The 11122-nt window shown below is 63.7% G+C and carries 13 protein-coding genes; 5 read left to right on the forward strand and 8 right to left on the reverse strand.

Annotated elements, in window-relative coordinates:
- Positions 1 to 99: 99 nt before the first annotated feature.
- The 3 genes from preA to FN060_RS20075 all read right to left on the reverse strand — a co-directional run bounded on the left by preA (position 100) and on the right by FN060_RS20075 (position 3294).
- Entirely contained in the window at positions 100 to 1416 is a 1317-nt protein-coding gene (gene preA / locus FN060_RS20065; protein ID WP_142589747.1) for an NAD-dependent dihydropyrimidine dehydrogenase subunit PreA, read from the reverse strand.
- Positions 1417 to 1490: 74 nt separating this feature from the next.
- Entirely contained in the window at positions 1491 to 1922 is a 432-nt protein-coding gene (locus FN060_RS20070; RefSeq protein WP_142589748.1) for a hypothetical protein, read from the reverse strand.
- A gap of 10 nt (positions 1923 to 1932) precedes the next feature.
- On the reverse strand, positions 1933 to 3294 hold the full coding sequence (locus tag FN060_RS20075) for an NAD(P)-dependent oxidoreductase (protein ID WP_142589749.1): 1362 nt from the start codon (positions 3292 to 3294) through the stop codon (positions 1933 to 1935).
- 211 nt (positions 3295 to 3505) lie between these two features.
- Here FN060_RS20075 and FN060_RS20080 point away from each other — a divergent pair, with 211 nt between their 5' ends.
- Entirely contained in the window at positions 3506 to 3913 is a 408-nt protein-coding gene (locus FN060_RS20080; protein WP_142589750.1) for a DUF2325 domain-containing protein, read from the forward strand.
- Entirely contained in the window at positions 3894 to 4115 is a 222-nt protein-coding gene (locus FN060_RS20085) for a hypothetical protein (protein WP_052639044.1), read from the forward strand. The genes FN060_RS20080 and FN060_RS20085 overlap by 20 nt, the downstream gene beginning before the upstream one ends.
- An 11-nt stretch (positions 4116 to 4126) precedes the next feature.
- Here FN060_RS20085 and FN060_RS20090 read toward each other — a convergent pair whose 3' ends face one another.
- The 3 genes from FN060_RS20090 to FN060_RS20100 form a co-directional block, all read right to left on the reverse strand.
- The gene (locus FN060_RS20090) at positions 4127 to 4495 is read right to left on the reverse strand and encodes a DUF423 domain-containing protein (protein WP_142589751.1); all 369 of its coding nucleotides are present in this window, start codon (positions 4493 to 4495) and stop codon (positions 4127 to 4129) included.
- Between the two features lie 4 nt (positions 4496 to 4499).
- Positions 4500 to 4889, reverse strand: coding sequence for a group II truncated hemoglobin (locus FN060_RS20095; protein ID WP_142589752.1), 390 nt, complete (start codon positions 4887 to 4889; stop codon positions 4500 to 4502).
- Positions 4890 to 4958: 69 nt separating this feature from the next.
- On the reverse strand, positions 4959 to 5141 hold the full coding sequence (locus FN060_RS20100) for a hypothetical protein (RefSeq protein WP_142589753.1): 183 nt from the start codon (positions 5139 to 5141) through the stop codon (positions 4959 to 4961).
- A gap of 168 nt (positions 5142 to 5309) precedes the next feature.
- Here FN060_RS20100 and FN060_RS20105 point away from each other — a divergent pair, with 168 nt between their 5' ends.
- Positions 5310 to 5675: a response regulator gene (locus FN060_RS20105; RefSeq protein WP_142589754.1), complete on the forward strand. Its 366-nt coding sequence runs from the start codon at positions 5310 to 5312 to the stop codon at positions 5673 to 5675.
- Between the two features lie 248 nt (positions 5676 to 5923).
- Positions 5924 to 7891 carry a putative bifunctional diguanylate cyclase/phosphodiesterase gene (locus FN060_RS20110; RefSeq protein WP_142589755.1) on the forward strand — a complete coding sequence of 656 codons (1968 nt, stop codon included), beginning with the start codon at positions 5924 to 5926 and terminating at the stop codon, positions 7889 to 7891.
- Between the two features lie 3 nt (positions 7892 to 7894).
- Here FN060_RS20110 and FN060_RS20115 read toward each other — a convergent pair whose 3' ends face one another.
- Both FN060_RS20115 and FN060_RS20120 read right to left on the reverse strand, forming a co-directional pair.
- Positions 7895 to 9151 (reverse strand): MgtC/SapB family protein, encoded by a 1257-nt coding sequence (locus tag FN060_RS20115; protein WP_052642125.1) that lies wholly within the window; start codon positions 9149 to 9151, stop codon positions 7895 to 7897.
- A gap of 76 nt (positions 9152 to 9227) precedes the next feature.
- Positions 9228 to 10373, reverse strand: a complete 1146-nt coding sequence (locus tag FN060_RS20120; RefSeq protein WP_142589756.1) for an FAD-dependent oxidoreductase — start codon at positions 10371 to 10373, stop codon at positions 9228 to 9230.
- An 85-nt stretch (positions 10374 to 10458) separates the two neighbouring features.
- Between FN060_RS20120 and FN060_RS20125 the strand changes: the two genes are divergently transcribed.
- A complete protein-coding gene (locus FN060_RS20125; RefSeq protein WP_142589757.1) occupies positions 10459 to 11013 on the forward strand; it encodes a TetR/AcrR family transcriptional regulator in 555 nt (184 codons plus the stop codon).
- Positions 11014 to 11122: the final 109 nt, after the last annotated feature.

Below are 11122 nucleotides of genomic sequence, written 5' to 3' on the forward strand. Positions count from 1 at the left end.
ACCTTGAGCGGCATGGCCGTCTGCTGCTGCCCATTCGAAGCGCGACGAGCAGGAGAGGCCGCGGCGGCAAGCCGCGAACCTCTCCCGTCGCGGGAGGTTCTATTCCGCGGCCACCGGGGCGGCCATCGGGTTGTTCGGATGCATCGTCCAGTTGGCGTAGGTGGGCTCGACCACCTTGCCCGTGCGCTGGTCCAGTTCGCCCGCCGCCAGCGGTTCCATCGTGATGCAGTTCTCGACGGGGCAGACGTTGACGCAGAGATTGCAGCCGACGCATTCGTCATCCATCACCTCGAAATGGCGGATGCCGTCCACCTGAGAGGTGATCGCCTGGTGGGACGTATCCTCGCAGGCAATGTGGCAGCGGCCGCACTTGATGCAGAGTTCCTGATCAATATGGGCCTTTGCCACGTAGTTGAGGTTGAGGTAGCGCCAGTCGGTGACGTTGCTGACGGCCCGGCCGCAGATGTCGTCGAGGGTCCGGTGGCCCTTGGCATCCATCCAGTCGGAGAGGCCGGTGATCATCTCCTGCACGATCTTGAAGCCGTAGGTCATCGCTGCCGTGCAGACTTGGACATTGCCCGCCCCAAGCGCCAGGAACTCCGCCGCATCGCGCCAGGTCGTCACCCCGCCGATACCGGAGATCGGAAGGCCGTAGGTTTCCGGGTCGCGTGCGATCTCGGCCACCATGTTGAGCGCAATCGGCTTCACCGCCGGGCCGCAATAGCCGCCGTGGCTGCCTCGGCCGTCGATGGTCGGAACCGGGGCGAAGTTGTCGAGGTCAACCGACACGATCGAGGAGATGGTGTTGATCAGCGACACGGCATCCGTGCCGCCCGCCTTTGCCGCGCGGGCAGGGTAGCGGATGTCGGTGATGTTCGGCGTCAGCTTGGTGATCACCGGCATGCGGGTGTACTGCTTGCACCAGCGCACCACCATCTCGATATATTCCGGCACCTGGCCGACCGCGGAGCCCATGCCGCGTTCCGACATGCCGTGCGGACAGCCGAAGTTGAGCTCGATGCCGTCCACCTCTGTTTCCTCGACGAGCGGCAGGATCGCCTTCCAGGCCTCCTCCTCGCAGGGCACCATGATGGAGGCGACGATCGCCCGGTCCGGCCAGTTCTTCTTGACCTCCTTCATCTCGCGCAGGTTGACGTAGAGGTCGCGGTCGGTGATCAGTTCGATGTTGTTGAGACCAAGAAGGCGCCGGTCGGCGCCCCAGATCGCGCCGTAGCGGGGGCCATTCACGTTGACCACCGGCGGGCCTTCGGCGCCCAGCGTCTTCCAGACGACGCCGCCCCAGCCGGCCTTGAAGGCGCGCTCGACGTTGTAGGCCTTGTCGGTCGGCGGAGCCGACGCCAGCCAGAAGGGGTTGGGCGACTTGATGCCGACAAAGTTGTTGCGGATGTCTGCCATGGGTATCTTCCTTTGGCTTCGGCGAATGCTCTCGCACCGCCCAAATTGTTTCAGTGCAGCACTTCAGGGCAGGCTCATCGGTCGCATCGTGCGAAGTCGACCGACTGTTTACCTGCCACCGTCACCGTGATCACTCCAGGAGCGCTACGATCGGCCTGAAGCCGAACCGTCGTCTCATCCATGTGGACCCATCCGCCCTTGCCGTCGGAATAGACGTTGGCACACAGGGCTGTCGTGTCGAAGGTATCGGCGGTCGGCCGCATTTGCGTCCACTCGCATATCGTGTGCTCGTTGAAGCCAAGCCCATGCTCGTCAATGAGCAGCCGCTCCTCGCCGCGGACGTCACACCACTCGCCTTCGAACCCGCTGGCCGAGACAATGGCCGGTTCGATCCCCGCCAGGAGCACGGCCAGTCCCGCGGTGCTCCTCATCCCGATGCCGCGACAGCCAGGCCAGAACGGCTGGAGTGACGCGACGCCAGTCAAGTTGTTGCGCATATCGGCCATGGTTCTCCCCTCAGGCGACGGCCACGGCTGGACGGGAGGCGGCAGCGAAGGCTCTGTTGATGCTCTCTGCCGCATCGCGCCCCTGCGCGGTCGCGGACACCGTGAGGTCTTCTCCGTGACCGGTGCAGTCGCCGCCGGCCCAGACACCATCGATCGAGGTGCGGCCTTCCAGATCTACGGCGATCTTGCCGCGCTCGATCCTGAGTGAACCCAGGCTGCTTCCCACGAAGCTCTGGCCGATCGCCTTCATCACCTGATCGGCCGCGATGAGACCGGTTTCCCCGGTGCCGACGAGCTTACCGTCGCGGATCGCGGTATATTCCACCTCGATACCGGCCACCTGGCCATCCTTGCCGATGATGCGCTTCGGTGCCAGCCAGTGACGGATGATGACGCCGTTGGCGGTGGCGAGATCCTGCTCGTAGCCGGATGCGTTCATGTTCTCCTTGCCACGGCGGTAGCAGATCGTCACTTCCTCGGCGCCGAGCAGCTTTGCCTGGATCGCGGCATCGATCGCCGTCATGCCGCCGCCAAGCACGACCACCCTGCGGCCGATCGGAACCTCTGCCTTGTCGGTGGCCTGGCGGAGTGCAGCGATGAAGTCGACCGCATCCTCCACGCCGGCGAGATCCTCGCCCTCGATCCCGAGGCCGGCGACGCCGGCAAGGCCCATGCCGAGGAAAACGGCGTCGAAATTGCTCGTCAGTTCGCCGAGCGTGAAGTCACGGCCGAGCATCTGCCCGGTTCGGATCTCGATGCCGCCGATCGCGGTGATGTACTCCAGTTCGCGCTGCGCGAAGTTCTCCGTCGCCTTGTAGGTGGCGATGCCGTATTCGTTGAGGCCGCCGGCCTTCTCGCGGGCGTCGAAGATCACGACGTCGTGGCCATGCATGGAAAGCCGGTGGGCGCAGGCAAGACCTGCAGGGCCGGCGCCGACAACCGCCACCCGTCTCCCGGTGGAGGCGGCGCGGTGGTAGAACTGGCGGTTCATCTCCATCGCGATGTCGGTTGAGTAGCGTTGCAGCTTGCCGATCTCGACAGGCCGATCCTCTGCGGTATTGCGCACGCAGGCCTGTTCGCACAGCGTTTCGGTGGGACAGACGCGCGCACACATGCCACCGAGGATGTTCTGGTCGAAGATGGTCTTGGCGGAGCCGAGGGGGTTGCCGGTCGATATCTGCCGGATGAACAGCGGGATGTCGATGGCGGTGGGACAGGCCGTCATGCAAGGCGCGTCGTAGCAGAAGTAGCAGCGGTCGGCTGCGACCAGCGCCTCATGCTTGTCGAGGCGCGGGTGGAGGTCGGAAAAATTGGATGCGTATTCGTCGGGCGACAGGCGGCCAGCCTGTATCCCGCTTCCCAGTCGTTCCATCTGAGTTCCCTCTTTTATGGCTTTATGGACAACTATTGGAAGCAGGCTACCACAGGCCGAATTTTTATCAAACGGTAAATAAATCGGCGGGGAGCGAGCAGTTTTAGAACTTGACGAATGCCATCAACTTTAATCTTGCCTGCGATTATCAAGTTAAATATGGTCCCGCCGTCGAGGGGGCTGAGGCCACTGGATCGAGAGGGATGTGAGCATGGCGAAGAAGCAGAAGCGCAAGGGCAACAGCGGCAATAGCGATGGCGCCAGCGTCCAGGTTGCGCAGGAGCAAACCGCTCTCGATATCCGCAGCTTTCTCTATGTCGGCGGGCGCGACTGCCAGGTCGCCCACCTTCGCCAGATCGCCAGCAAGCACGGCGCGGAACTCATTCATCATGACGGGGGCTTGAGGGAAGCCGTCTCGCGCATCGATACGGTGCTGCCCTCCGTCGACTGCGTCTTCTGCCCCATCGACTGTATCAGCCACGATGCGTGTCTGAGGGTGAAGACCGGATGCAAGAAGTTCGGAAAGACCTTCGTCCCGCTGCGCAATGGCTCGAAGTCGAGCCTGGAGCGCGCGCTGCAGACCATGAAGGAACGCAATGATGAGAGAAGAACGTCCTGACGCAAGCCTGTTCATCGGGCTCCACAAGCTCGCCGAACAGACCGGTGACGGTCTGGTGCCCGAGCTTTATGCGCTGTTGACGCAGAATGAGCCGACGTCCGACATGACGAATGTCGTCACCTTGCGAGACCGCCAACGTCGCGATGTCGAACGTGAGGTTGCATCGGACGCCCCCGCCCGCATTCTCGCCTTCCGCCGATAGGTGGCTGCGAGCTATCCTTCAGAACGAAGGAAGGCTCCGGCGGCGACGATCAGCCAGCCAAGGATCATGGCTGTGCCGCCGGTCGGTGCGGCCATGGGAAACACTCCGCTGCCGAGGAAATGCCGCGCGAGCAGGTCACCGGCAAAGACGAGCGTACCGAGGCTGATCACCAAGGCTGCGAGCGTGGCAGTTCTGACCCGCCGACCAACCGCATAGAGCGCGACGAGGGCAGGGGCGTGAACCAGACACATCATCGACGCCGTTCCAAGCAGCCGCGTGTCACCCCCATGGCTCGCCGCGGCCGCCAGTGCCACGCCGGCTGCCCCGAAGATGCCGCTCAGAAACAGAATCAACGGCCGCAGATTGTCGAGTCTTTCCAACCAGCTATTCCTTGTTCTGCATATGGTATGCAAGGCGCTCGATCGGCGGCCAGATGATGTCGCGGAGCCTGGAGTTCTCGACTGTTTCGTCCAGAGCACCGCGGAAGCAGAGGAGCCATTCCGCCGTTTCCTCGGGACCGATGGGCGCTGCGAAATGCCGGGAGCGCAGCCGCGGATGCCCGTGCTTTTGCACATAGACAGGCGGGCCGCCTAGATAGCCTGTCAGATAATCGTAAAGCTTGGCTTCGCTGCCCTCGAGGCTCGGGGGATGCACGGCGCGGCAGCGGGCCGCCTCCGGCAGCGTATCCATCAAATGGTAGAAGCGCCGCGTCAGCGCCCTGACGGTCGGTTCGCCGCCGATTGCCTCGTAGAGGGTAACTGTCTCGCCCGACATCCCGGTTCCTGTCCGTTCGCCTTCCTCTAGCCGTCAGGTCGGGGTGAGGCAAGCGCCGGGACGTCGCAGTCAGTCGGGTCCCACATCGGCCTCCTTGGCGGCATCGTCGGGCAGCGAGCCTGTACCGGGCGTCTTTTCCGGATCGGTCAGACCCTTGCGGGCGTGCGGCCCTTCCGGGTTCTTGTCGATCTTGTCGTTGGTCGTCGGCTCACGCTGTTCGATGGCGTCCTGCGCCTGTCTGTCCTTGTTCATCACGGTCTCCTTCCGGTTCCCATCAACCGCATCCCACCACGCTTGGTTCCGGGCGAGAGAGGCGGTGATTTTTCCGCTTGAGGAGGAACGTAAGACTGAACCGGCGGTTTCAGGGCAGGACGGAGGCGCAATGATGGCCTCGGTCAGATCTGAGGGGACCGCTAAAAAATGCCTTCACGCATACCCGTGCTCGTCGTCGAAGATGAACCCATTCTCCGTTTCGATATCGTCGATACGCTCAACGATGCGGGCTTCCATGTCCATGAAGCCGGCAATGCCACCGAGGCAATCGAGATCCTGACACAGAACACGGGCATCCGCCTCGTTTTCACCGACGTCGACATGCCCGGCGGCATGGACGGGATCAAGTTGGCCGCCTATATCCGCGACCGCTGGCCGCCCTTGAAGATCATCGTCACGTCCGGATACCGGAAGGTCACCCTCGAGGAGATTCCAGCCGAGAGCTGCTTTTTCAGCAAACCCTATGACCCCGCCTGGATCGTCAGCACCATGCACAGGATGCTTGCAAACTAGCGCCCATCGACCGCTTTTCTGCATCAACGAGCCCCACGCGACCATTTCCGAATGAATTCGTCGACTTTTGCGGCATATCGCAAACTGCTTTTTTAACGTTTGTCTGATGTTCTCCCTCCAGGGCTGCAGGGTGCCATGAAGGCCGGCGGCAGATGACGCTTGGCCCGGGTGGCATCGAGAGTGTTCCTCCCTCTCAATCAACCTTGTCGGGCCGTGGGATCCCCAGCGGATAGGCTCGGGAGCAGCTGATGCAGTTCGTGCGTAAGATCATTGCCTTCTTCGATACGAGTTCCGACAGTCTGGAATTCCGGCGAGCTCAGTATGCGGAGCTTTCCCGCCAGGTTCCCCTGATGTACGGCATCGTCGTCATCAACATGGTGATGCTCGCGCTCACGCATGTCGACAAGGCGCCGGCAGTGTTGACGGTCTGGCTTCCCGCCGCCTTCGTGGTGATCTGCGTTCTGCGTGCGATCAAGATGATACGGGCGCGCAAGCGGATCCCCACCGACGAGGTGATCGAGCGGTCGTTGCGTACCGTGGTCTGGCTTGCTTGCACGCTCGGCGTCGCCATTTCCGTCTGGTCACTGCTGCTCTTCGGCTACGGCGATGCCTATGCGAGAAGCCAGAATACCTTCTTTACCGGAATCACCATCATTGCGGTTATCACCTGTCTGAGACCGTTGAAGCAGGTGGCGCCTGCCATATTCATGCTCGTCGTGATCCCGACGATCGTCTTCCTCGGGATCCAGGAGCATGAGGTCTTCCGGGCAATCGCGCTCAACATGCTGCTGGTGATGGGCGGCATGATGGTGGTGATGCAGCGGTCACACTCCGATTTTCGCCAGCGGGTCGAGAAGGAGATCGAACTTGCCGCACAGCATCGGCAGTTGCAGTCGCTCAACGGGACCATCTGCCAGATGGCGAACGAGGATGCGCTGACAGGACTGGCCAACCGGCGCTGTTTCTTCGAGCGACTCGAGCAGCAGATCACGGCATCGGCGTCCGCCAACGAACCCTTTGCGGTCGGGATTCTCGACCTCGACGGCTTCAAGCCCGTCAACGACATCTTCGGCCACAGCGTCGGTGACCGCCTGCTTCAGGAGGTCGCCTCCCGGCTGTCGTCGAGCCTTCCGGAGAGCGCGCTGCTGGCAAGGCTCGGCGGCGACGAGTTTGCGTTGATTCTTCCGGCCCCTGGCTCCGACGAGGAGTTGCAGAAGACCTGCCGGGAGGCGCTGGACGCGCTCGTGCCGGCCTTCGTGTTCGAGGAGGGGAGCGTCACCGTCTCTGCCACCTGCGGGCTTTCCCGCTTCCCCGAAGCGGGCGGCACCGCCGGCGAGCTGTACGAGAAGGCGGACCTTGCGCTTTACTATCTGAAGCAGAACGACCGGGGCGCGGTCACGATCTTCTCCGACCTGCACGCCGAGGAAAACCGCCAGGCCGCGGCCGTTGCGCACCGGTTGCGGGCGGTGGAGAGCGAGGACGCGTTCCACCTCGAATACCAGCCGATCGTCGACCGCGACGGGCGTGCCATTGGCTTCGAGGCGCTGGCGCGCTGGGATGATGCGGTGCTCGGTCGGGTCTCGCCGGATGTCTTCATCCGCGCGGCGGAGCAGGCAGGGACGATCGGAAAGATCACGATGCCCCTGTTCCGCAAGGCGCTGCAGGCGGCTCGCGCCTGGCCTGATGATGTCAAGCTCTCCTTCAACCTCTCCGCCCGTGACGTCTGCAGCCCGAAGACGATGACAGCGCTGCTCGAGGAGATCGACAAGGCCGGGATCGACCACGGGAGGCTGATCCTCGAGGTCACCGAGTCCGCAATCATGCAGGACTTTTCGCGCGCCACCCTTGCGTTGCAGGCTGCGCGCGAAAAGGGCGTCTGCGTCGCACTCGACGACTTCGGCACCGGCTATTCCAGCCTGAGCTATGTGCGTCGGCTGCCAATCGACCGGATCAAGCTCGATCGTTCCTTCACGCTCGACATCGAACGCGAGCGCGTCGCGCGCGATATCGTCGCAACCATGGCCTCACTCTGCCATAGCCTCGACCTTGAATGCATCGTCGAAGGCGTGGAAACGGTGACGCAGATGCAGATCCTGGCGGCCGCGGGTGTCAGCGGCTACCAGGGCTATCTCTTTTCGCGGCCGATGCCGGAAGAGGCGGTGGGCAGCTATCTCGCCGGACAGGCCGGTCGTGCCAGGCGACCGCAGGCAGTCTGAGCCTCAGATGCCGTTGAGGCCGATGAAGACGAGGGCGCCCGCGCTTGCGGCGACCGCCGTCGCGGCGGCAAGCGGCAGCCAGTAGCGCGCGGGGCCCGCCACGGCAGCCAGCAGCAGCCGCCCGCAGGCGTTCGCCGTCAGGGCGACCAAGACGGCTTGGCCGATCAGCGAAAGCGAAACCTCTGTGCCAGCGAGGCGAAGCGCGCTCAGCACGGCGACATCCACGTCGAAGGCGCCCGATACCGCGGAACTTGCGAGGATGCTCGCCGAGCCGAAGCGGGCGGTGAGGGCGGCGCTTGCCGTGGAGACCGTCGCGAAGGCCGCCGCGAAGACAAGGAGGGCGGTAAGCTCGAATGGATTCCGGGCCTGCCGTTCGGGATCGGCATTCGTCTTCGGAACGGACGAAAGTAGCAGGAAGGCGATGGCAGCGAAGGCCGCGGCGGCGGCGAGAGCGGGCGGCCCGGCGACCTCCAGCGCATGCGGGGCGAGGATCAGCATGACGACGCTGACCCGCAGCACCGACACCATGGCAGCAAGCGCCGCCGCCCCCGACAAGGCCCGTGCGTTACCGCCGCTACTTGCCGTCCGCGCGAAAGCGACCGTGACCGCCGTCGAGGAGATCAACGCGCCGGCCAGCCCGCTCACTACCAGCCCGCGGGCCGGACCGAGCAATCGCACTGCGATGTAGCCGAGATAGGAGAGGCTGGCGGTGAGGACGGTGAAGAACCAGATCTCCCACGGATTGAAGCCGCCCCAGGGATCGATGGCGCGATTGGGCAGGAGCGGCAGGATGATCGTCGTCATCACCGCAAGCAGAAGAGCGGAGCGCAGTTCGATCCAGGTCAGACGCTTCAGCAGCGCATGCAGGACTTCACGGCTGGCAAGCACGGCGGCGAGGGCAGCGCCCCCGGCGGCCGCGGCTCGATAGTCGCCGCTGACGGCGAGACCGCCCAGCGCGAAGACGCAGAGGCCGACGATCACCCTGGTGACGCTGAAGCTCTTCTCGGCGATCGCTTCGCGGGCCTGGAACCAGGCGAAGAGCAGCGAGAAGCCGAGGAAGCCGACGGCGAACACCGCCGCCGTCTGCATGCTTTGCGAGAGCGCCGCGAAGATGCCGCCAAGAAGCCCGGAGATCGCATAGGTGCGGATGCCGGCGGTGCGGCTGCCGGCAGGTTCGTCCCGCTCGCGCCAGCCGCGCTCGAGCCCGACCAGCATGCCGATCGCCAGCGCCACACCGAACCGCAAGATCAGGTCGTCCATCAGCTTCACGCCCACCCATTCCGTTCCCGCATAGCGGGGCCGATGACAGGCGGCAAGGTGGAGGTGGCGGAGCGGCTCAGGAAAACCCGGCCAGCATGGCGGCGAACCGACGGCGCGCGGCGTCGCTTGCGCCAACCATGCGGAGGAGCCGGTTCCTCGTCCAGCTCAGCACCGGGCTTTTCAGGGTCGCCAGCTGCGTCAGCCGGTCGGTCCGGCCGAGGACTTCGCGCGCCGCACCGCGCCGGGAGCCATCATAGCGTTGCAGCGGCTCGTCGTTTTGGGTGTCGATCGCGACTGAGAGCGCTTCGGCAAGGGCAACTGCGTCCCGCAATCCAAGGTTCATGCCCTGGCCACCGGCGGGGCTGTGCACATGCGCGGCATCGCCGACCAGTAGCAGCCGCCTGTCATGAAATGTCTCGGAGAGCTTGTGGTGGACGTGAAAACGCGAGCCCCACAGCACCTCCTCCACGCGTGCTCCCGAACGGGGACCTCTTGCGTCGAGGATTGCCTGGACATCGGCAAGATCAGGTTCTGCCGGCGCATCCGGGTGCTGTGCCACAACGCGATAGCGCCGCTCCGACATGGGCGCGACCACGAGCGTGCCTGCTTCGGAGAAATAGAGCGTCACCTCGTCACTGGCGATCGGCCATTGCATCCGCACGTCGGCGAGCATGAAGGAGCCGTAGGTCTTGCCCGGAAAGCCGATCTCGCCCGCGTCGCGAACGGCGCTTCTCATCCCGTCGGCTCCGACAAGATAGTGGCAGTCGAGGCTGACCTCATCGCCAGCCATGTCGAGTGCGATCCTGAAGCCGTCACCCACCTTGTAGAATCGACGGAATTCGACAGGTCGCATCACCTCGTGGCCAAGTACCCGCAGCCGGTCTGTCAGCATGGCTTCGGTCTCGTCCTGGGGGATCATCAGCGCGTGGCGGTATTTTCCCGGCAGTACCGTGAAGTCGATATGAAGAAGAACGTCGTCCCGGTCCCTGATCCTGAAATTCGGCACCTTGATACCCCGAGCCAAAAGGTCCCCGGCCACGCCGAGCATTTCGAGGTTTTCCAGTGTCGCGGCATGGACCACCGCCGCTCGCGAGGTGTTCTGTGCCTCCGGCAATGCATCGATGATACGGAAATCCACTCCCTTCTGCGCTAGCCCGATTGCCGTGGCCAGCCCCGCCGGCCCGGCACCGACGATCAGCACCTGCGTGGATATCGTGCTCATTGAGCTATCCTCCCGAATATCGTAAACGCTTGTTTACTAATGCTCGGACCGAGTTAAGTCAACGGTTGTTTACAAGAGGTGCAGGATGCGGAATGCAGAGGCGACGCGGGAGAGACTTGTGCAGGCGGCGCGCCGGATATTCTCTGAGCGGGGGTACGAGCGTACGACGGTGCGTGAAATTGCCGCGCAGGCCGAAGTCAATCCAGCGCTGATCAACCGTTATTTCGGGGGCAAGGAGCAGCTTTTCGCGGAGGCAGTCTCGGTGGACCTGGCACTGCCTGACCTGAGCGGGTTGGAAAGCGGCCGGATCGGCCTCGCATTGGCCGCCCATTTTTTCCGGCGCTGGGAAGGGGCGGAGCATGACGACCTTCTGCGCACGCTGATCCGAACCGCCGCCACCAATCCCGAGGCGGCTGTCCGCATCCGCGAAATCCTCGGCAGGCAGGTTGCTCCGATGATCAGCCGGGTCGCCGGATCCGAACGCCTGGCCGAGCGCGCCTACCTTGTCGCCACGCAGATCCTCGGACTGGCCTATGCCCGCTACGTAATCAATCTGTCCGACGACGACATCGCCCGCGACACGCTGGTCGCCGCCATAGGCGAGACGCTGCAACGATACCTGACCGCCCCGCTGCAATAGCGGAGGGGATCTGCTCATTATGAGAATAAATGCCCGACCTGAGAGATAGGTGACGTTTTGTACCGGAGACATGGGTAACACTTTCCGCTTTTTCGCGGGAGGTGTTGAT

It is taken from the genome of Pseudorhizobium halotolerans (genome assembly GCF_902153235.2).
GTDB classification, from domain to species: domain Bacteria; phylum Pseudomonadota; class Alphaproteobacteria; order Rhizobiales; family Rhizobiaceae; genus Neorhizobium; species Neorhizobium flavum.